The following is a 20,620-nucleotide window of genomic DNA, read 5'->3' as shown; positions in this document are numbered from 1 at the left end:
AATGTCACTCCTTAACTGATATCAGAATACTGTTTTCTTAATTGATCGATTGTTTTTTGAAAAATTGGTGGTGCTGGAACTTTAAAATTGAGTTCTTCATGTGTAACTGGATGTTTAAATCCCAGTTCAGCAGCATGTAAAAACTGTCCTTTCCCTTTAATGGTATTTTTAGGTCCATAAAGTGGATCGCCAACGAGTGGATGACCAATATATTTCATATGGACTCTAATTTGATGAGTTCTTCCGGTTTCTAACTGACATTCCACTAAAGTATATTTCCCACCAAACCGTTCAAGAACGTGGAAATGAGTGATGGCATTCCTTCCGCCGGGAATTACTGCCTGTTTCTTGCGGTCTTTAAAAGATCTACCAATCGGAGCATCAATGGTACCGCGTTCTTCATTAATATTACCATGAACCAACGCTAAATACTTTCTGCGATTAGTTTTTTCCCTTAGTTGTTTGGACAATGATCTATGAGCAATATCGGTCTTAGCTACCATCAACAATCCAGAAGTATCCTTATCGATGCGATGAACAATTCCTGGTCTGACTGTTCCATTAATAGAAGATAATTTTGTATGATATAACAGCGCGTTAACTAACGTATGATCAGGATGACCGGGAGCTGGATGGACTACCATACCTTGTGGTTTGTTGACCACAATTACCTGATCATCTTCATAAATAATATCCAGCTTAATGTTTTCTGGTACTAAATTCATTTGCTTAGGCTCAGGGATAGAAATTTGAATGAGGTCATTATTTTGGGATTTGTATTTTGGCTTTTTAGTATCACCATTAACTAAAATTAAATGATCCTTGATCAATTCATTTGCACGACTACGACTTAAATCTTCATAGTGATCCGAAACCAATTTATCAAGTCGCTCGTTTTCATTATCAGCTCTAAATTCTCTATTTTGCATTTTTCTCACTCTCAGGTTTTGCTAATACGATAACTAAGAACAGGATGATCACACCAATCGTTACACAGGAGTCAGCTATATTAAAAATTGGAAAATTTATAAAATCTAATTGAATCATATCGGTAACTGCTCCTAGAAACAACCGATCTAGCAAATTACCAATCGTTCCAACCAACATCAATATTAAACCAAACAAGTATCCGATATGATATCTTTCGATGTAAATAAATATCATAAAAACCAAAACAGCTCCAGTGGCGATGAATTCAAAGATGACAGATTTCCCAGCAAGAAAACTCCAAGCAGCACCTGTGTTATTAATATTAGTCAATGATATAACTCCAGGAACGAATGGAATTTCTTTTCCAAGTGGAATGTTAATCCGAATCCACCATTTCGAAATTTGATCAAAAATCAGGAGAATAAAAAACATTAGTGCAAAACATATCCATGCCAAGATTTGTTTTTTAGAATAATCCAGTGATTTTTTCATTTTTATCAATATCCATTTCTGCTGCAGCTGGATGCTTAGGCAATCCCGGCATAGTGATTACTTTTCCAGCCATCGCCACAATGTATCCTGCTCCTAGTTTCGGCAATAATTCAGTAATATGCAAAGTAAACCCACTTGGATCGCCTAATTTTTTGGGGTTATCTGATAAAGAATATTGAGTTTTAGAAATACAGATCGGTAGTTTATCCCATCCATTTTTTTCAATGCCCTTTAATTGCTTCATGGCTTTCCCAGAAAGGACAACGTCCTTTGCTCCATAAATCTTTTTAGCGACCATATTAATTTTATCAATCAAGGAATCTTCATCATTGTAAATTCGCTTAATGGATGCATTATTCTCAACAAGTTTGATTAATTTTTGAGCAAGGTCAATTGAACCCTTACCACCCTCAAGAAATGACTTACTAATACCAAATTCAACGTCTTGTTTTCTTAAATGATCACTTAACCACTTAATTTCTTCAGGGGAATCATCAGTAAACTGATTAATGGCGACGATAATTGGTTTGTTAAAGGATTTCATTGCCTTAATATGATGATCAAGATTTTTTACTCCAGATTTTAATGCTTTAACGTTTGGTATAGCTAAGTTTTCTTTACTAATCCCACCATTGAACTTTAGAGCACGAATTGATGCAACCATAACGACTGCACTCGGATCTGCATTTAAGTGTGGTGCTACCAAATCCATGAATTTCTCACCACCTAGATCAGAACCAAATCCTGCTTCAGTTAACGTATAATCAGCAACTTTAAGAGCCACATTAGTAGCTTGAACACTGTTACACCCCATAGCTAAATTAGCAAACGGTCCTCCGTGAACAAACGCTGGGGTATGTTCTAACGTCTGAACTAGATTAGGATTAATCGCATCTTTTAAAATAATTGTTAAAGCACTTTCAACCCCCAGATTTGAAACAAAAACTGGTTCATTATCATAAGTGTATCCAATTAAAATATTCTTAATACGTTCTTTTAAATCATTTAAATCAGTTGATAGACACAAAATGGCCATTAATTCACTTGCAGCTGTGATTTCGAAATGCTCTTCTCTAGGAACGCCGGACTTAGATCCACCTAGTCCAATGACCATATTTCTTAGTTCACGATCGTTAACATCCATTGCTCGGTGCCACTGAATTTTACGTGGATCTAAATGTAAAGGATTTCCCTGTTGAATCGAATTGTCGATCAGTGCCGCTAGAGTATTATTAGCAGAAGTTAAAGCATGAATATCTCCCGTAAAATTAAGATTAATGTTCACCATTGGTTCAACTTGAGCAAATCCGCCTCCTGCTGCTCCACCTTTCATTCCCATCACAGGACCCATAGAAGGTTCCCGCAAAGCAATGGCAACTTTTTTATTTAGTTGATTTAACGCATCGCCAAGACCAATTAATACAGTGGATTTCCCTTCTCCAGCCGGAGTGGGATTAATAGCAGTTACTAAAATCAGTTTCTTTTTAGTATGTCGATCACGAGTATTACCTGATATTTTTGCCATGTACTTTCCATATGGATCAACTTCGTTTTGGGGAATCGAAAGTTTACTTGCGATATCTTGAATCGGATCCAATTGACTTTCCTGTGATATTTCAATGTCAGTTTTCATTCATACACCCTCTATTTTTTTACTTCAGTGCTAAAAGCTTCTTTTAATTCGATGATAGAATTGTTGGGAAGTATAAAATTATAGTTTTTATTCTTATAGTTGAAAGATAATTGAAATTTTTTGGAATGAATATCAATAATGTCCTTAATATTCATTTGAATCCCCTTGGGATGAAACACGCTCCGCACTGTTAATGTCTTATTTGATAAGATTAACTTTCTAAAATGAATTTGAATCCATGATAGTAGGATAAAAACAATAAAAAAACCTAATGTAATTTCTTGAAAGTGAGTTATTTCTAACCAAATGATCACCCCAATTAGCAAAACAATAAACGTCCAACTCCAGCAGATAATACTAGTAGTGATATTTGGTTGATACAAAAATTTTCTCTTTTGAGTTATCATAGTCTAAACCTCTTTATTAAACGAATGGAGTAATTTATTAATGTATAAATTATATTCTGATGCAGCTATTAAACCTAAAAGTAATCAATGTGGAATTGGAATTTTAATTCTTCATCAGAAACAACAAATTCAAATTAAAAAGCAATGTAAAGCAAAGAATAATCATATTGGTGAATTCAAAGCATGCCTCACTGCCCTAAGAGAGCTTTGTGATCATTTAAATAGTATTAACAAGCATCCAAGTGATATTACTGTCCTGTACTACACTGACAGTTCCATTTTAAGCGACAGTCTTAATAAACAATACGCCAAACATTATCAAAAATACGTTGATGAAATCGTTAAATTACAAAATCATTTCGCAATGGTGTTAACTAAATGGATTCCAGACACTCAAAATCTAGGTGCTCACGAATTAGCTTTTCAAGCTCTTCATTCTAATTAATTAACGTAGTTAGAGATTGGTTTTTCGTACATATACCAGTCTTTAGTAGTGCCAAAAACGATATAATCCGATAATAATTTTCCAATCATTGGTCCAGTAGTTAGACCCGACGATCCAAGACCACTACCGATCAACAATTTTTTGTAATTGGGGACTGAACCAAAGAAGGGAGCAAAGTCATCTGTATAAGCTCTCGTTCCCACTCTACTACCAATAATATCAGAATAATCCAAGGTAGGAATTAATTTTTTGGCTGAATTAAGCAATTCATCATTAACCTTTGGTTCCTCTTTTAAATCAAAGCCCTTTTCATCGTCGTGAGTAGCTCCAATAATCAATTTTCCGTGTCCAAGCGGAATAAAGTCATATTCTCCTTCTGGCATCATCACCGGCATGTTCTCATGAGCTGGAATATCAGATACTTTTAATTCTACCAGTTGTCCTTTTTGAGGTCTGACTTTTACTTTAATGTTAAGAGGAGCAAGTGTTTCTTTTACCCAAGCACCGGTAGCTATGACAATTTGATCGAAACTTAATAGTTGATCTTTAAAACTAATGGTATGGTCACTAGTAAGTATCACTCTGCCCTTATAAAGAGTCAAATTTCGTTTTTGGGCGATTGCAACTAAATGCTTGCAGAAGAGATTCCCATTAATCCGACTACCTCCGGAAACAAAAATTCCTGGGTGAGTAATCGTAAGAATGGGAATTTTATTTTGCACTTCTTTTTTATCTAACCTCATTATGTTTCCCATCTCAGGAGTTGTTTGAGCCCTTCTTTTAGCTAAAGCATAGAGGTCATCTAAATCGTTATTATCTTGTCTTGTAATGATGGTCCCACTACTATTAAAAGTTGCTGAATTCATTTGAGTTTGATCAGCAATTTTAGGAATCAACTTAGCTCCAGCCTTTGCTAAGTTATACCATTGTTTATTTCTACGTTTCGACAACCATGGTGATACGATTCCTGAAGCAGCTTTGGTTGCTTGCCCATAACTATCGTCAAACATCGTTACCTCTCGTTCATCAGCATTTGGAAGTTGACTTAGGTAATATGCAAGGGTGGAACCAACTATTCCACCACCAATAATCGCAATTTTTCTTTTCAATTACTTGTCCTTCTTGTTAAAAGTTTGCTCAGCCCAGTATTGGAAATAATCCGTTCTGATTCGTCCATTGTACAATTTACGTCGTTTAGTGGCTTTTTTGCCATATTCTTTTTCAAAATTTAAATCACTGGTTAAGTAATACTTAGACCAAGTTTTCATAGGAATAAACACCTTTCCCATGTCATGATAAAGCTGAGCTGCTTCTTTAGTATTACCCATTCTTTGACCATATGGCGGATTAGTAACTAAAACCCCATCTTGTTTATCGGTATGAAAGTCTTGGACGGCCACTTGTTTAAACTGAATGTCATGAAGTAAACCAGCTTCCTCAGCGTTCACTTTGGCATAATTAATCATTTGTTCATTAACATCAGAGGCCATGATATCAAACTCAGTGTCATAATCAGCTTTTGAATCTGCATCGGCACGCACTTTCTTTACAAGTTCTGGATCCACCCAATCCCAGTGTTCAAATACGAACTCACGATTATAACCTGGTGCAATATTTCTAGCAATTAAAGCCGCTTCAATTGGGATGGTCCCCGACCCACACATTGGATCCAGAAATGGCATTTGTTTGGGATGCCAATTTGTTAAAATAATTAGAGCTGCGGCCATATTTTCTTTTAATGGGGCTTCACCCTTTGCAACTCGGTATCCACGTTTAAACAAACTAGAGCCAGTAGTGTCTAGTGTATCCATAACTTCGTCTTTATTAACCCGAACTTCAAGTGGATATAGTGCCCCTGATTCAGGTAATCTGGTGCGGCGATGATAAAATTTACTTATCTTTTCAACGATTGCTTTTTTAGTAATGGCTTGAATGTCCGGAACACTATGAAGAACTGATTTTTGTGAACGTCCCTCGACTGGAAACTTTCCATCCATCGGGATCAGGTCTTCCCAATCCAACCTCTTAGTATTCTCAAACAACTCGTCGAAAGTTGTCGCTTTAAAACGACCCACAATAATTTTAATTCGGTCTGCAGTTCTTAACCATAAATTAGCCTTAATAATGTCAGTAATCGTTCCAGTAAAAAGAACCATTCCGTTCTTAACTTCTGGATCGTATCCCAATTCCCGCAACTCATCTCTTACTAAGCCTTCTAAACCAGCAGAACAAGTTGCCATTAAATTAAATTTTTTCATTTTATTCATTCCCTTTTATATAAAAAAAGAGTGGGAAGATCCCACTCAACCTGAAAAATGGTGCAGGCCCCTATAAGCCATGTTTTGTGCTTAACCACAACTTCAGGAAAAAGTGGTTAAGTAGTAATCATCTATCTCAAGAACAAATTGTTCTTCCCCCACACTTGGTTCAATTTCCGTGTGTGAAGCTCCCCTACCAAAGTTTGGGTTTCCCGCTCGCGGGGTTTACTGCGTTCCAATAATTTGATTTCTCAAATTAGTCGTTTCTGTGGCACTTTATGAAATACTAGAGCATAGCAATTGCCTTAGTTCTTTCTTTCGCCGTAATCAAATCAATGATCCCTCGGCTTATTTTTTCACCGAGCACGAACACTACAAGCATCTCAGCTTGTGCGAGAGTGGACTTTCCTCAGCCAACAATTGTTGACCGCGATTACTCAGGACCTGCACCAAGTCTTTAAAACCTATTAGATTTATCTGAATCCTCGCCGTATACACGACGCTCTAAGCTGGATAACCGTTTTAAGATATCCATGTCAGTAGGATTCTGACCTTGAGCCGGCTGACTTGAAGCAGTATTCTTTGATGCTTCCTCAGATTTAGTTGGCTCAGCAGTTGTTTCTTCTGGTGCCCGTTGTGGAGCACTTGAACGTTCGATAGGACGTTGAGTACTTTGTGTGCTCGATCCCATTGATACTTGACGAGATAATTCGTCAACTTTTAACTTTAGATCTTGATTTTCCTGATCTAACTGATCAATCTCACGTTGAAAAGTCTCATAGTCCTTAATGATACTATCCAAGAAAGTATCAACTTCAGCAGGATCGTAACCCCGCATTTTTTGCTTAAATTCCTTTTGTAGAATTTGTTTTGGAGTAAAATTAATATTTTCCATTAATGCACACCTCACCAATCATTTCCGCATAATTCTATTCTATCAGAAATAAAACTAAAAGTCATCATTTAACTGTCTTTGATAATCATCAGCAAGATCTTGTAACTGATCAAAATCGATCAATTGCATCGGATATGCATGATTTTTTTGAAACTGGTGAATAGCTTGATAGTCATACTTAGTTTTACCTTCATTTTCTGGATCATACACTAATAATGATTGGTCTGTATGCGTGAGCATAAATCGTTGATAATTTTTTAGTTGTTTAGGTGAATCATACGGATGATCACTTACTGAATTTGAAAAATCAGCTTTAGAAACTGCTTGATTTAATTTTGCTTGATTATCTTCATTCCAGTTTGACCCAAATTTTTTAAATGGTAACATTACTGCTAATTGAAATTCATGTGGATACTTTTTTTGAAGTTTCTTAGAAACATCGGCTGTCCATTGTTCAATCCCGAGCTGTCCGCCGGTGATAATCCAGTCACATCCATTTTCAATTAACTGTGAAAGTTGATCAAACAAAGCTTGCTTAATAATTTTTAACTTAGGATCATCATTTTGAAAGATTCCTAATTCATAACTCCGGTACCCTGATACCCAAACGCGGCTCATTTCTATCCACCTTTCAATAATTATTTCTCCAAGTTACCTACAATTGCTATAATATACTACGTATATGATAACATGATCATTTTTAATAAATGAATTGAGGTTATACAATGAATTTCCATTATCCTAACGGTAATTCCTATCGAAGTACCAGTAAATCAAGTAAACTTATCATTAAAAAAAATAAATCTACCATTAAGTACGGTGATCGGGGGATGTCCCTTGAAGCTGAATTAAATGAAAGCAACAAATATTATTTGGAAAGGGATATTGCAGTGGTTCATAAAAAACCTACTCCAGTTCAAATTGTAAATGTTGATTACCCCAAACGTAGTGCAGCCGTTATTAAGGAGGCATATTTCCAGCATGCTTCTACAACTGACTATAATGGTATTTATCGGGGCAAATATATTGATTTTGATGCTAAAGAAACTACTAGTACCACTTCTTTTCCTCTTAGTAACTTTCATAAACATCAAATTGAACACATGAAAAAATGCACCAAATTAGGTGGGATCACCTTTGCAATGATAAAATTTGTTAAAAGTAATGAACTTTTTGTGCTTGAAGGACCGAATCTATTCTATTATTGGGACCGACAAAATCAGGGCGGAAGAAAGTCAATTTCAAAAATAGAGCTTCAGGAGAATGCGTACCAAATTAAGTACCATCTTCAACCCTTGATTCCATACCTCAGAGCGGTTGATCAAATTATCGATAATAAGAACAATATGTAAAGGAGAAGTCTAATGGCTGATTCAGATGAAAATATTTCTAGGGTACAAAGGTTTAAGCACCATCAGCAACCACGAAAGAAAAAGATGAAGCTTTGGAAAAAAATCATTTTATGGATTTTGGCAGTAATCGTTGCCATACTTATTTGTGGAGCAGGGCTTTTTACTTACTATGCAGCTAGTGCTCCAAAGATATCTTATAATACCCTCTCTAGTGATAATTCAACGACGATATATGATTCAAGTGGTAAGATAATTTCACGTTTAGGTGCCCAAAATCGGGACTACGTGAAACAAGATCAGATTCCTGATAACCTAAAAAATGCGATTATTTCAATTGAAGATCGTCATTTTTATAAGGATCATGGGGTTGATCCGGCCAGAATTGTTGAAGCAGCCTTTTCAAATCTTCGTGGCCAAGGTGGTTTACAAGGTGGCAGTACCCTTACCCAACAATTAGTCAAATTATCAGTCTTTTCGACTAAGGCCTCGGACCAAACGCTAAAACGCAAGGCTCAAGAAGCCTGGTTAGCGGTCAAAGTCGACCATGATTATAGTAAACAACAAATTTTAGAGTTTTATATCAACAAGGTTTACATGGGTAATAATGCTTACGGAATGCAAACTGCTTCCGATTATTATTTCAATAAACCATTAAAGAAGATTAACCTCCCACAAACGGCTTTTTTGGCTGGTTTACCTCAAGCTCCTGTTCAATATAATCCTTATACAAATCCTAAGTTAGCAACTGAACGAAGAAATCAAGTTCTAGAAGCAATGGCTAACAATAAAGTGATTTCTAAGGAGCAAGCTAGTGAAGCTGAAAAGACCAGTATTCAAGATGGTCTGGTTAAACAACACAATTCAAATTCGTCTCCATACGCAAAAAATGAGAAGTATGCCGATGCCTATATCCAACAAGTTGTTCAAGAACTAGACAAAAAGGGATACAAATTAAATGCTGGAAATAAGGTTTATACAAATTTGAATATGGACACTCAAAAACAAATGTATAAACTGGCCAACGATCCCAACTCACCTATTCAATTTCCTAACAATAACTTCCAAATTGGTGCCACGATGGTAAATTCCAATAACGGTAAAGTGGTTTCGATGCTTGGATCAAGAAAACAAAAAATTGCCTTTGGATTAAATCGTGCAATTCAAACCGATCGTTCAAGTGGATCAACTATGAAACCACTAATGGACTATGGACCAGCAATTGAATACTTAAAATGGCCAACTTATCAAGCTGTTCAAGACACGCCCTTCACGTATCCCGGAACAAATAAAGAACTTCAAGACTTTGACAATAAGCACGAAGGTACCATCACGATGCGAAAAGCACTTGTTGAATCACGTAATATTCCTGCGATCAGAACCCTTCAACAGGTTGGAATCCAACGATCACAAGACTTTTTAGCTGGATTAGGAATGACATTTAATAAACCACTTGAACTACAAAACGGAATTGGTGCCTATATCTCATCAGAGCAGGAAGCGGCTGCGTATGCTGCATTTGCAAATGGTGGGACGTATTACAAACCATATTTAATCAATAAAGTAGTTAATGTCAACGGAGTTGAAAAGCAATACAGCCCTAAGGGGCATCGAGCCATGTCACCAGATACTGCTTTTATGATAAATGACATGCTCAAAGGCGTCATGACTTCCCCTAATGGTTCTGGAACTGCTGCTAAGATCCCTGGACTTTATCAAGCTGGTAAAACTGGTACTACTCAATATCCAGACGATTGGATTAAGAAAGTGCCTGACCAATCATCAATGGATTCATGGTTTAGTGGGTACACGAAGAATTTCTCACTTTCTATTTGGACCGGATATGACCACCAGTTTAAACCTGGAAACTATATTTCCGAGCCACAAACACGAATTGCTCAAACCTACTACAAAGAAGTAATGTCACAGGCATCTGCTAATAAACCTAATATTGATTGGCAGAAGCCGGATAATGTGATTGAAACCAAACGAGATGGCGTAAACGAATACTATATCGAAGGCCACATGGGAACCGCGGTTTCAGCTAATAATGCTAGTCAATCTGGACAAGCATCCAAGAATCGTTCAGTTGTCTCAAATTCATCAAGTTCAAAAGACTCCAACAGTTCATCATCTGACGATAATTCTAGTTCAAGTCAGACGTCATCGGGGTCTAGTTCTAAGGTTGAAGAGCCATCTGAATCGAGCAAACCTAATGATCAATCATCTTCTGAATCATCAAATAATCAAGATAACAATAATCAGAGCACTCCTGCTTCTAATAATAGTCAATCATCAAGCACTTCTACTCCAAATCAATAAATTGAATATTCTCTTTAAGACTCATCCACTTTATGATTTATGTGGCTTGGGTCTTTTTTGTTGTTGTTTTGTTTTTTTAATTAAGTTAAAGTAACTTTTAACTTTTCACCTGAATTTTAATCATTTAACCACAAAAAAAATGCATAGATCTTTTACATCCATGCATCATTGATTAATTTTAAAAATCGGAATATTTTGTTTTGGTTTTCTTGGTTGATCACTGTTTAAATTTCTCTGTCGCTGTTCATTGGCTTCCTGAACTTGTGCAGCGGTTTTAATGTTGCGATGCTGCCAATTCAAAAGAATTCGATCCATATACTTCAAACTATAAACCTGACTTAGAACCGCCTCTTTGAGGGCTAATCCAATAATCTTTGGTGAGTAATGATCTTGTTCAAGCCATTGATTGATTGTTTCCAACTCGATTGAAGATAATGGCCGACCAAATTCCTCTTGAATTTTTTTAAATAATCCTTTTCGTTCCTTAATATCATTACTTTGTTTGTTACGCTCTTTTTGAGCATGATTATTAGTGTTTACTAACGATGTAGAATCAAGCAACTTGTCCATTTTATGATTTAAAAGATCAAACTTATATTCGTCCTTCCCAGACTTCGTACTAGAAATGTTGATAATCTTTTTAGTAACTAATTGATGTAATAAATTATAAATATCGTCTTCTTTTAAACCAGTTGCTTTCGACAACTCAGTAGCACTTGGAAACAAATCCCCTTTAGAACGAGCTAGTACTAACTCCAAGAAGACCACTAATTCAGTTGGGGTCATCCCCAACTCAGAGAAATGCTGCAATAAAAAACCAGAAACGCTAATTGAACCACTTTCTAAATAGCGCTCTAAATTTTCACTCATTTTATTCCTCCTTCAATAATTCATCATTACAAATTCTTAATTGTTTGCACAATCTTGCCCGTCTTATAATTTACCGTGACATAATTCATTCGATTGTTCTGATTTAAATAGGAAACCACCCAGGCTGGCTGATCCTGATAAATCCCAAGTCCGGTGTTAATAATCTTAGAGGCTTTCCCAATTTTTTGAGCCGTCTTTTCTGCTTCCTGTTGTGTAATCCCACTCTTTTGGGTAACGACCTGCATACTTTTCCCGTTCTTAGGTAAGATGGCATACGCATACTGATTCTGTTTATTATAACCACCAACTGAATAGTATGTCTTATTTAAATTAGACGAGTAGAAATGATTAATATCATGAAATCCAGCACTATTTTCTGCTACCGTAGTGACATGAGAACGAGCGCGTAATTGGGGTGCTTTAGCAACATGAAAGAAAATAATAACACCCAGAATGATTAGAACGATCACCGCAACAGTTATCCATCGAATCCGATGAGTCCTTTTTCGTTTTAATTGTTCTCTGTACATGAAAATTCCTCTTTTATTTAGCTTTTACATGCATCATTATAGCAAACTTTCCTTGTTTAATAATTAATTAATCCCTCTTATTAAAGAAATCTTGACCATCTTTAACAATCTTAGCGATCGACCCCGTTTTAATTGGTAAATCAGAGGGAAGCGCATCGATGATTTGCTTACCATACCGTTTGTCAATCAAACGACTGTCCAAAAAGTTAATGATACCATAATCAGTTGAGCTTCTAATCAATCTTCCCACACCTTGTTTAGTCTTGATAATAGCTTCTGGTAAGTCAAAATTATAAAATGGATTCTTGTTTTGTTCCTTTAAAAACTTAGCCCGACTTGAAACAACCGGATTATTGGGAGATTCAAACGGTATCCGGGTAATAATGAGTTGCTTGAGTAAATTATCCGAAAAATCAACACCCTCAAAATAACCATTAGCTCCAAGTATTACCGGAACTGCATCCTTGGTTGACTCAAACCTTTTGATCATTTTTTCTTGACTCCCAGAAACACCGGCGGCTTGAATCATAAAATTATCGTTATTGTTCTGATCTAATTTTTCGTACACTTTTTTCAAAATATCCAATGAGTTAAACAGTACTAGCGTTGGTACTGCATTAGCGTTGATAAGCTTCCAAATTGAGTTAGCCAGATAAGAGATATATTCATCATTATCTACACTAGGTGGCATCGGTGTCGTTTCAGAAATCATCATTTCAGCTTGCTTGGAATAATCAAAAGAAGATTTTAGCCGTTTCATTCTCGTATCACTCCGACTTAAATCAAGCTGATCAAAAATATACTGTGACTTTTTTGATGTAAACAACGTCGAACCGGTAAAAATTGCTGGCTTAAAATAGTGATAGATATTTTCCTTTAACTTATTTTTGGAAGCAAAATCGCCAGTCATGAGGATGACATGATTAGGATCTAGATCCTCTGTATAATAGATCCAGTAAAAAGAGGATCGCTCACTAACCCTTTGCTTAACTTGATCCACATTAACACTATCAATGTAATCAGTAATTGTAAGTAAATGACGTTCAAACTTTTCAATCAAAGCTTCATCAGAAATCGTCCAACGATTCTTTTCCTTCTTAACTAACTTTTTGAAAGTATTTATAAATTCTTCCAATTTTACGTTAATATGAGTCAAATGGTTTATTTGACCCTGATGGTCTTTCACAAATTGAAGTAGTTCTTTTGCACTAATCGAAGACTCAGAACGCCTAGTAGTAACGGGTTTCATGAATTTGACCTTAAAATCCTGTAAAATCAACTGATTCGTATCAAAAATAGCATCTAGCCGGGAATCTAACCCATTAAGTCGATTTAACTCATCAATATCGTCAGAAAAGATTTCATTTAAATTTAACCCGTGGGTTTGAAATAAATCATTCTTAACTCTTCCAATATTTTTCTTTAAAGTATTGAATTTAATGACTTTTTCTTGCGATGAAAACGCAACGTCAGCCAGCTTATGAGCTTCGTCAACCACTAAGTATGGCTTTGAAGTCATGTAACTACTTAATTGATGACTATTCTCAAAAAGATAATTATGGTTAACGATAACAATATCAGCACGTTCCATCCGCTTCAATTGAGCAAGTAAGAAGTCAACATCTAGAAAAGAATTCTTCTTATCCGTCTCCACATGAGAATTTTGATAATTAATTTGATCAATAAAGGGAACTTCATTGGGAAGATTTAATTCGTCAAGATCACCCGTGCTTGTCTCTGTGAGCCAGACCAAGATTCGTGCTTTCATGAATTGTGACTGTTTAGACTTATCGTGAAACTGAAGTGTTTTGCTAAACCGTTCTAGATTAATATAATGATTGACACCCTTTAACATGGCAACATCAAAACTAGTATTAAGTAACGGTTCTAGTTGACTCTTAATTGTAGAATACAACTGTTCCTGAAGTCCATTGGTAGAAGTACTGACCACTAGCTGTTCACCTTCATTAACCAAATAAGCCATTGGAATCAGGTATCCCAGGGTTTTCCCACTCCCGGTTGGTGCTTCAATTAATAAATTATAGGTGGGGTTTTCTTTATCATGATAATTATTATAAATTAAGTTCATCATTTTACTTTGTGAACTTCGCCAATTTAACTTACCCATAAATTGGCGTTCCTTCTGCTTTTTAGTCCTAGGATACTTTATCAAATTGTGCTCTGAGATTGAATAGGATGGTACTTGGTTTTTTAGCGCAATCCCATTTACAACCACATATTGCGAATTCAAATTCTTTAAATGTTCCCGCTTAATCTCTTCACGATCTTCAATAAATTGAACCGTATCTCTAGGGAGATCAGGATGAACCTTAAGAATAGACTGAATTGTCACTAAGGGTAATTTTTCAATCTTCTTCATGATTGTTAACAGTAAATGAGCAGTTGCGTCAGCATCACTTTTAGAGGAATGCGGATGGGTGTGTGAAATCCCAAAATGATGACTTAAGTCCTTTAATCGATATCCCGTTAATTCCGGAAAAAAGATTTGACTCAACGTGACCGTATCAATGGCTTTAATATCTAACTCAGGATAACCCACTCTTTCTAATTCCGCATTTAAAAACGGAAAGTCAAAATTAACGTTATGGGCAACGAAGACAGTACCACTCAGTATCTTATAAATATGGGGAGCAACCTGATCAAACGTTGGTGCTCCTTTAATTGTCTGGGCGTTAATGCCAGTTAAGTGGGTGATATCTTTAGGAATCGCTTCACCATTATTAACATATGTTGAGTAGGAATCGACCACTTGACCACCTTGAACAAAAGTACAACTAAATTGAATAATTTGGTCACCATTAGAGACATCCGTTCCAGTTGTCTCCATGTCAACGACTGCATATTTTGTATTCTTGGGCACCTGTCTCACCTACCTTTAAAACTAACTCCACTATAATATTACTACATTTATCTTAATATTTATATAAACCAACATTTAATCATTAGTAAAGTATTCTAAAATATATTGGTCATGTTCTAAATTATGATAAAATAAGTATGTTTGGAAAGTGAGCGATTGAAATATGAACACGACTGCAACCGGGTTGAGTCATGCAAAAATAATTTTTTTAGGTGAGCACAGTGCCGTCTACCAAAAGCCTGCGATTGTTTTTCCTGTGCCACAAATTAAAGTGAAAACCACCATTACTTCTGATGGTAACAATCAACTATTCAGTAAATACTACCATGGTCCAATTAGTGCTCTTCCTTCTTCAATGAATGGATTACAGACACTTATTAATCGTCTTAACCAATCATTAAATCCTAATAGCATCCCAATTAATATCAAAATTGATAGTGCAATTCCGTTGGGGAGAGGGATGGGTTCATCCGCTGCAACCGCTAGTGCAGTTACCAGAGCCTTTTTTCATTTCTTTAATCATCAACTAAACGCTAACCAGCTTAAGAAATTTACCGATGTAGAGGAAAAGATAACTCATGGTAATCCAAGTGGAATTGACGCTAAAACCGTCAGCGCACTTAATCCCATCTTATTTGAAAAGGGTCAGTTTTATGATTTCCCCGTTTCAAGCACAGGAACTCTCATCATTGCTGATACCGGCATTTCAAGTAATACTTCCACGGCGGTTTCAATGGTAAGAGATGAAATGGACCATAACTTTCAAAATACGAATGATTTAATTAACGACCTGGGGGATTTAGCTGAAGCAGCTAAACATTCTCTGACATACAATAAACTCAAACAAACCGGCAAATTAATGAATCTGGCCCAAAATGATCTTTCAAAATTGGGAGTTAGTTCAACAGAAATTAATACCCTGGTAAATGCTGCTAATCAGGCGGGTGCCCTCGGTGCTAAACTAACGGGAAGCGGACTCGGTGGATGCATTATTGCTCTGTCAGATTCTAAAACCACCACGCAAAAAATCAAGACAACTCTTAAACAAAGTGGAGCACAAGGAGTTTGGGTCCAATCATTAAATGAAATGAAGTAAGGAGATTTATTATGTCCGACAATACTAATATCTATAGAACCCAGAAGGCTCGTGCTCATACTAATATTGCACTAATCAAATATTGGGGGAAGGCCAATAGTCAACTCATTATTCCAGAAGACAGTAGCCTGTCTTTAACTTTAAATGACTTCTATACCGATACTGAAGTTCGCTTTGACCCATCTCTAAGTTCTGATCAAATCACTTTTAACAATCATCTAATTAATGATTCGGAAGGAAAAAAGATTGTCAGTTTTCTTGACATCGTTCGAAAAAAAGCCAATGTTGATATTCACGCCCACGTTAAGACAAATAACAATATCCCTACTGCTGCTGGGCTTGCTTCATCTGCTTCAGGTTTTGCTGCTCTCGCTGCCGCTTCTAGTAAAGCCATTGGAATGAATCTTTCTAAAAAAGATCTTTCTAGGCTCGCTAGACGAGGATCAGGTTCAGCAACGCGCTCTATTTTTGGCGGTTTCGTCAAATGGGAAAAGGGTCATAGTGACGAAACTTCCTTTGCCATTCCAATTGAAGAAGACATTGATTGGGACATTAACCTAGTAGCTGTTATTATTAATCGAAACGAAAAAAAGATTTCTAGTAGAGAGGGTATGAAAATTTCTAAGTCCACCTCCCCTTACTATCAAGCATGGAAAAAAGTTACTAGTCATGACATGACCACGATGAGAAAAGCAATTCGTACTCATAACTTCGACTTAATGGGCCACACTGCTGAGGAAAATGCCATGAAAATGCACGCCCTCACGTTCAGTTCCGATCCAGCTTTTACATATTTTAATGGAGATACACTTAAAGCAATTCAAATTGTTCACGAATTAAGAGACAATGGCATCAGTTGCTATTTTACAATTGACGCTGGTCCAAATGTAAAAGTGTTAGTCCAACATGATAATTTAAACCAAGTTGTAAATCGATTTAAAAGCACTTTTGGATCATCAAACGTGGTTGCTACCACTCCAGGTCCTGGAATCGAATATTTAAATTAAGGGAGTAATTAATTACATGATTTCCGCAAAAGCACCGGGTAAATTGTACGTAGCTGGTGAATATGCAGTAGTTGAGACCGGCTACCCTGCTATCATCGCTGCATGTGATCGCTTTGTTAGGGTTGGCATTAAAGCAAGTTCAGATTTTGGAAGCATCTATTCAAAACAGTACGATGAAAATATGCTCCATTGGAAGAGATTAGGCCATCGCATGGTCTTCGATAATCGTGATAATCCTTTTCAGTACATCATTTCAGCGATTAAAGTAACTGAAGAATACGTTGAAACTCTCAATAAAAGTTTAAAAACATACGATATCATCGTAAATAGTGAACTCGATAGTGCCGACGGACGTAAGTACGGATTAGGTTCTTCAGCTGCCGTCACGGTTGCAACCGTTAAAGCCTTATGCGAATTCTACGACATTAACCTTTCAACGATGCAGCTCTTCAAGCTAGCCGCAATTGCTCATTTTGAAGTTCAAGGAAATGGTTCATTAGGCGATGTAGCTGCTAGTGTATTCGGCGGTTGGATTGCTTACCATTCATTTGACCGACAGTGGTTAGCCAATGCCCGTAAAGATGTTGATTTAGTGGAACTGTTAGATTTAAAATGGCCTAGTTTAAAAATTATGCCACTAACAGCACCAAAGAATTTACAATTATTAATTGGATGGTCAGGTTCACCCGCTTCAACTTCAAATCTAGTTGATCGAGTGGAGCTAAAAAAAGCCAGAAATTCTGAACTTTATCAAGACTTTCTTCACTTCAGTCAGGAGTGTGTCTTAAATATTGTTAATGGCTTTAAAAGTTCTAATCTGGAAACGATCCAAAAGAACATTGAAAACAACCGCAAACTCCTTTTAAAACTCGGTGAATTTGCCAACGTTGAAATTGAAACCCCCAAGCTAAAAGAATTAATTGACATTGCCGATCATTTTGGTGGTGCAGCCAAAACTTCGGGAGCTGGTGGCGGTGATTGTGGGATCGTCATTATTAATAAGGATGATAATATCGATGATCTTGTTAGCGATTGGAACCGCCATGGAATTAAGCTACTAGACCTTAATATTCATAATAATTAGGAGAAACAAATGACTAACCAACAGTCACATCGAAAAGATGAACACGTCTCGCTTGCTAAAAAATTTCACCATACGGAATCTGAAGCTGGATTCGATCAGGTTCATTTTATGCCAGTAACATTCCCTGAAATGACATATCAGGATGTAGATATCTCGACTCAATTAGGCTCGCTGTCTTTAAGGGTCCCCTTTTACATTGAAGCGATGACTGGTGGCAGTGAGTATACCAAAAAATTAAATTTTCACCTAGCTTCTATCTCAAGGCGCTGTGGAATCGCAATGGCTTCGGGATCTGAAAGTGTAGCAATCAAACATCCGGAACTAATTGATACCTTTTCGATCATTAGAAAGCAAAACCCAGATGGACTGATCTTTGCTAACATTGGTGCTGGGACAACCCCAAAAGCGGCTGAGCAAGCAATTGATATTCTTCAAGCTAATGCATTAGAGATCCACGTTAATTCAGTTCAAGAACTCATCATGCCCGAGGGATCAAATTCATTTAACTGGCTATCCAATATTTCAAACATTGTCCAAAATATTAAAGTACCAGTAATCGTCAAGGAAGTTGGATTCGGGATGAGTTCTAAATCAATTCAAACCCTTTTGGACCTTGGAGTTGAATATGTAAACATTGGTGGTCGTGGTGGGACGAACTTTGCTCAAATTGAGAACTTCCGTCGTCATCAAAAAGAAATGAATTATTTTAAAAACTGGGGGATTACCACGGTAGAATCTCTCTTTGAAGCTCAAAAAGTTCCTTACATGAACATCGTAGCGACTGGTGGTATCACTAATCCCATGGAAATCGTCAAATCATTGTATTTGGGAGCCGATGTCGTTGGCATTGCAAGTCAGATTTTGGTGAAACTAATTGATGACGGTGAAGATGAAACCGTGAAAATGATTAACGATTGGATTATTGGCATTAAGTCCATTTTCACCGCACTGGGTGCGCACAACATTAATGAACTGCGTCAATGTGAATCAGTAACCAGTCCAGAATTACAAAGTTACTTAAATCAACGCAAGTAAAAAGACCTTCGTTTAAAAAACGAAGGTCTTTTTATTTTCTCATGCTTTAAACCTTAATCCCTTAGGGAAAAAGTTTTTTAACGTCCCATTCACGACTTTACCAAATCCAACACTCATTCCGCGACATTGAATTAAGTACCACCCCTTCTTTAAGTTGGGATCCACGGCAACGGTGTCACCATGGACATAACTCTGCCACTGATGATCAGTAATTTTAACGATGTTCTTTACGTCATTAGGATTAATTGCCAATGCCAATGCATACGAAGGATCAATCCGATTCTTTTTAATCGTTCCAAGTGGCGTTCCGGGTCGCATTACTTTTAAACCATCTAAATCGGGGATTGCCGGATTAAATGAATACAGGGTACTCCCAAATTCTAGAAGATCTTTTGTCAAAAAATCGCGCTTAAAGTTAACGTTACAGAACTCTTTCCACTCTTTTTTTATACTACTTGAGACGTTACTTCTTTGATGCTTAATCTTTTTGGATTTTCCAACATCTGTACTCTGCAACTTGGCAATAAAATGCCCATCACCTTTAAATAAGTTAGGAAACAGACGAGCCGTTTTAGTTAACTCTTCGTTTCCATCCGCCCATTCCGGTTTTCCGTCGATCATCCCATCATACTTCTTAATCGGGAGAGCCTTAAAATCATAATTAGCTAAGATCCAAGCAATTATCTGTTCGTCTTCTTCTGGTGAAAAAGTACAAGTTGAATAAATCAATTGTCCACCTGGTTTTAACATCTTAACGGCTTCTCTTACAATGTCTTTTTGCCGCACAGCACACTCTTTCGGATAATCAATTGACCAGTATTTTGTTGCGTCATGATTTTTTCTAAACATTCCCTCACCCGAACATGGTGCGTCAATCAAGATCTTATCAAAATACCTTGGAAAATGCTTTGACAGGTTATGTGGATCTTCATTCAAGATTAACGGATCCCACACCCCAAACCGTTCAAGATTTTCAACTAGAATCTTAGCTCGGCTCCGGTCAATCTCATTTGATACAAGTAAGCCCTTGTTTTTCATCATACCAGCCAAATGAGTCGACTTTCCTCCTGGGGCAGCACACAAGTCTAATACGTGATCTCCCACACTAGGATCAACCACCTCTGCTACGTACATGGCAGATGGTTCCTGACTGTAAACGTAACCACTCTGATGCTCGACGGTTTTCCCGCTAATTTTTCCGTAATAACCATTTTGGGTATAGGAAATCGGGCTTGTTATATCCAAACGAACATCAGCTTTAGTTTTGAGCGGATTAGTTCGAAAGGCATTGTAAGAATCTTCATCAAAAGAATCAATAAAACTTTGATAATCATCTTTTAACAGATTATGATATTTACTTTTAAAATCTTCAGGTAATTTCATACT

At 36.7% G+C, this 20,620-nt stretch carries 19 protein-coding genes and 1 other RNA gene; 7 read left to right on the top strand and 13 right to left on the bottom strand.

Annotated elements, in window-relative coordinates; all coding sequences use genetic code 11:
* Positions 1-11: 11 nt before the first annotated feature.
* The 4 genes from AC6UDA_RS03715 to AC6UDA_RS03700 are packed head-to-tail and all read right to left on the bottom strand — an operon-like array spanning position 12 to position 3,462.
* Positions 12-929, bottom strand: a complete 918-nt coding sequence (locus AC6UDA_RS03715; RefSeq protein ID WP_500693747.1) for an RluA family pseudouridine synthase — start codon at positions 927-929, stop codon at positions 12-14.
* Complete coding sequence (gene lspA / locus AC6UDA_RS03710; protein WP_500710987.1) at positions 919-1,422, bottom strand: signal peptidase II; 504 nt, start codon at positions 1,420-1,422, stop codon at positions 919-921. Before lspA ends, AC6UDA_RS03715 begins: the two co-directional genes overlap by 11 nt.
* On the bottom strand, positions 1,397-3,055 hold the full coding sequence (locus tag AC6UDA_RS03705) for a formate--tetrahydrofolate ligase (protein ID WP_500710985.1): 1,659 nt from the start codon (positions 3,053-3,055) through the stop codon (positions 1,397-1,399). Before AC6UDA_RS03705 ends, lspA begins: the two co-directional genes overlap by 26 nt.
* Positions 3,056-3,066: 11 nt before the next feature.
* Positions 3,067-3,462 carry an EbsA family protein gene (locus tag AC6UDA_RS03700; RefSeq protein WP_500695656.1) on the bottom strand — a complete coding sequence of 132 codons (396 nt, stop codon included), beginning with the start codon at positions 3,460-3,462 and terminating at the stop codon, positions 3,067-3,069.
* Between the two features lie 40 nt (positions 3,463-3,502).
* On the opposite strand from AC6UDA_RS03700, the gene AC6UDA_RS03695 reads away from it, so the two are divergent.
* On the top strand, positions 3,503-3,907 hold the full coding sequence (locus tag AC6UDA_RS03695; RefSeq protein ID WP_500695657.1) for a reverse transcriptase-like protein: 405 nt from the start codon (positions 3,503-3,505) through the stop codon (positions 3,905-3,907).
* On the opposite strand, the gene AC6UDA_RS03690 is transcribed toward AC6UDA_RS03695, so the two are convergent.
* The 5 genes from AC6UDA_RS03690 to AC6UDA_RS03670 all read right to left on the bottom strand — a co-directional run bounded on the left by AC6UDA_RS03690 (position 3,904) and on the right by AC6UDA_RS03670 (position 7,678).
* Positions 3,904-5,016, bottom strand: a complete 1,113-nt coding sequence (locus tag AC6UDA_RS03690) for an NAD(P)/FAD-dependent oxidoreductase (RefSeq protein ID WP_500710982.1) — start codon at positions 5,014-5,016, stop codon at positions 3,904-3,906. The genes AC6UDA_RS03695 and AC6UDA_RS03690 overlap by 4 nt on opposite strands.
* Positions 5,017-6,165: a THUMP domain-containing class I SAM-dependent RNA methyltransferase gene (locus AC6UDA_RS03685; RefSeq protein WP_500710978.1), complete on the bottom strand. Its 1,149-nt coding sequence runs from the start codon at positions 6,163-6,165 to the stop codon at positions 5,017-5,019.
* A 68-nt stretch (positions 6,166-6,233) separates the two neighbouring features.
* An RNA gene (gene rnpB, locus AC6UDA_RS03680) (RNase P RNA component class B) lies at positions 6,234-6,610 on the bottom strand.
* A gap of 12 nt (positions 6,611-6,622) precedes the next feature.
* Positions 6,623-7,060 carry a cell division regulator GpsB gene (gpsB, locus tag AC6UDA_RS03675; protein WP_500710976.1) on the bottom strand — a complete coding sequence of 146 codons (438 nt, stop codon included), beginning with the start codon at positions 7,058-7,060 and terminating at the stop codon, positions 6,623-6,625.
* Positions 7,061-7,114: 54 nt separating this feature from the next.
* Positions 7,115-7,678 (bottom strand): SLOG family protein, encoded by a 564-nt coding sequence (locus tag AC6UDA_RS03670; RefSeq protein ID WP_500693739.1) that lies wholly within the window; start codon positions 7,676-7,678, stop codon positions 7,115-7,117.
* 107 nt (positions 7,679-7,785) lie between these two features.
* On the opposite strand from AC6UDA_RS03670, the gene recU reads away from it, so the two are divergent.
* Both recU and AC6UDA_RS03660 read left to right on the top strand, forming a co-directional pair.
* On the top strand, positions 7,786-8,412 hold the full coding sequence (gene recU / locus AC6UDA_RS03665; RefSeq protein WP_500693738.1) for a Holliday junction resolvase RecU: 627 nt from the start codon (positions 7,786-7,788) through the stop codon (positions 8,410-8,412).
* Between the two features lie 12 nt (positions 8,413-8,424).
* Entirely contained in the window at positions 8,425-10,731 is a 2,307-nt protein-coding gene (locus AC6UDA_RS03660) for a PBP1A family penicillin-binding protein (RefSeq protein WP_500710974.1), read from the top strand.
* Between the two features lie 165 nt (positions 10,732-10,896).
* Here the strand turns inward: AC6UDA_RS03660 and AC6UDA_RS03655 are convergent, their stop codons facing one another.
* The 3 genes from AC6UDA_RS03655 to AC6UDA_RS03645 all read right to left on the bottom strand — a co-directional run bounded on the left by AC6UDA_RS03655 (position 10,897) and on the right by AC6UDA_RS03645 (position 15,012).
* Positions 10,897-11,601, bottom strand: coding sequence for a DnaD domain-containing protein (locus AC6UDA_RS03655; RefSeq protein ID WP_500707105.1), 705 nt, complete (start codon positions 11,599-11,601; stop codon positions 10,897-10,899).
* 26 nt (positions 11,602-11,627) lie between these two features.
* Positions 11,628-12,131 (bottom strand): cell wall elongation regulator TseB-like domain-containing protein, encoded by a 504-nt coding sequence (locus AC6UDA_RS03650; RefSeq protein ID WP_500693735.1) that lies wholly within the window; start codon positions 12,129-12,131, stop codon positions 11,628-11,630.
* A 67-nt stretch (positions 12,132-12,198) separates the two neighbouring features.
* Complete coding sequence (locus AC6UDA_RS03645; RefSeq protein WP_500710972.1) at positions 12,199-15,012, bottom strand: helicase C-terminal domain-containing protein; 2,814 nt, start codon at positions 15,010-15,012, stop codon at positions 12,199-12,201.
* A gap of 163 nt (positions 15,013-15,175) precedes the next feature.
* On the opposite strand from AC6UDA_RS03645, the gene mvk reads away from it, so the two are divergent.
* Genes mvk through fni form a run of 4 tightly spaced genes read left to right on the top strand, consistent with a single transcriptional unit; the run spans position 15,176 to position 19,234 of the window.
* Positions 15,176-16,108 (top strand): mevalonate kinase, encoded by a 933-nt coding sequence (mvk, locus tag AC6UDA_RS03640; RefSeq protein ID WP_500701066.1) that lies wholly within the window; start codon positions 15,176-15,178, stop codon positions 16,106-16,108.
* An 11-nt stretch (positions 16,109-16,119) separates the two neighbouring features.
* On the top strand, positions 16,120-17,115 hold the full coding sequence (mvaD, locus tag AC6UDA_RS03635) for a diphosphomevalonate decarboxylase (protein ID WP_500699487.1): 996 nt from the start codon (positions 16,120-16,122) through the stop codon (positions 17,113-17,115).
* Positions 17,116-17,131: 16 nt separating this feature from the next.
* Complete coding sequence (locus tag AC6UDA_RS03630; RefSeq protein ID WP_500710970.1) at positions 17,132-18,199, top strand: phosphomevalonate kinase; 1,068 nt, start codon at positions 17,132-17,134, stop codon at positions 18,197-18,199.
* 9 nt (positions 18,200-18,208) lie between these two features.
* Positions 18,209-19,234 carry a type 2 isopentenyl-diphosphate Delta-isomerase gene (gene fni, locus AC6UDA_RS03625; protein ID WP_500710968.1) on the top strand — a complete coding sequence of 342 codons (1,026 nt, stop codon included), beginning with the start codon at positions 18,209-18,211 and terminating at the stop codon, positions 19,232-19,234.
* Positions 19,235-19,273: 39 nt separating this feature from the next.
* On the opposite strand, the gene AC6UDA_RS03620 is transcribed toward fni, so the two are convergent.
* Positions 19,274-20,617: an RsmF rRNA methyltransferase first C-terminal domain-containing protein gene (locus AC6UDA_RS03620; RefSeq protein WP_500710966.1), complete on the bottom strand. Its 1,344-nt coding sequence runs from the start codon at positions 20,615-20,617 to the stop codon at positions 19,274-19,276.
* Positions 20,618-20,620: the final 3 nt, after the last annotated feature.

This window comes from Fructilactobacillus sp. X8R4C1, assembly GCF_059900905.1.
The sequence above is the reverse complement of the archived record's forward strand: the minus strand, read 5'-3'. Positions and strand labels throughout refer to the sequence as shown.

What these genes read in the sequence shown, in the direction of transcription:
- AC6UDA_RS03660 (WP_500710974.1), top strand. Translation starts at nt 8,425, where the DNA reads ATGGCTGATTCAGATGAAAATATTTCTAGGGTACAAAGGTTTAAGCAC.
- AC6UDA_RS03715 (WP_500693747.1), bottom strand. Translation starts at nt 929, where the DNA reads ATGCAAAATAGAGAATTTAGAGCTGATAATGAAAACGAGCGACTTGAT.
- AC6UDA_RS03670 (WP_500693739.1), bottom strand. Translation starts at nt 7,678, where the DNA reads ATGAGCCGCGTTTGGGTATCAGGGTACCGGAGTTATGAATTAGGAATC.
- AC6UDA_RS03655 (WP_500707105.1), bottom strand. Translation starts at nt 11,601, where the DNA reads ATGAGTGAAAATTTAGAGCGCTATTTAGAAAGTGGTTCAATTAGCGTT.
- mvaD (WP_500699487.1), top strand. Translation starts at nt 16,120, where the DNA reads ATGTCCGACAATACTAATATCTATAGAACCCAGAAGGCTCGTGCTCAT.
- AC6UDA_RS03695 (WP_500695657.1), top strand. Translation starts at nt 3,503, where the DNA reads ATGTATAAATTATATTCTGATGCAGCTATTAAACCTAAAAGTAATCAA.
- AC6UDA_RS03685 (WP_500710978.1), bottom strand. Translation starts at nt 6,165, where the DNA reads ATGAAAAAATTTAATTTAATGGCAACTTGTTCTGCTGGTTTAGAAGGC.
- AC6UDA_RS03700 (WP_500695656.1), bottom strand. Translation starts at nt 3,462, where the DNA reads ATGATAACTCAAAAGAGAAAATTTTTGTATCAACCAAATATCACTACT.
- gpsB (WP_500710976.1), bottom strand. Translation starts at nt 7,060, where the DNA reads ATGGAAAATATTAATTTTACTCCAAAACAAATTCTACAAAAGGAATTT.
- recU (WP_500693738.1), top strand. Translation starts at nt 7,786, where the DNA reads ATGAATTTCCATTATCCTAACGGTAATTCCTATCGAAGTACCAGTAAA.
- mvk (WP_500701066.1), top strand. Translation starts at nt 15,176, where the DNA reads ATGAACACGACTGCAACCGGGTTGAGTCATGCAAAAATAATTTTTTTA.
- AC6UDA_RS03650 (WP_500693735.1), bottom strand. Translation starts at nt 12,131, where the DNA reads ATGTACAGAGAACAATTAAAACGAAAAAGGACTCATCGGATTCGATGG.
- AC6UDA_RS03630 (WP_500710970.1), top strand. Translation starts at nt 17,132, where the DNA reads ATGATTTCCGCAAAAGCACCGGGTAAATTGTACGTAGCTGGTGAATAT.
- fni (WP_500710968.1), top strand. Translation starts at nt 18,209, where the DNA reads ATGACTAACCAACAGTCACATCGAAAAGATGAACACGTCTCGCTTGCT.
- lspA (WP_500710987.1), bottom strand. Translation starts at nt 1,422, where the DNA reads ATGAAAAAATCACTGGATTATTCTAAAAAACAAATCTTGGCATGGATA.
- AC6UDA_RS03620 (WP_500710966.1), bottom strand. Translation starts at nt 20,617, where the DNA reads ATGAAATTACCTGAAGATTTTAAAAGTAAATATCATAATCTGTTAAAA.
- AC6UDA_RS03705 (WP_500710985.1), bottom strand. Translation starts at nt 3,055, where the DNA reads ATGAAAACTGACATTGAAATATCACAGGAAAGTCAATTGGATCCGATT.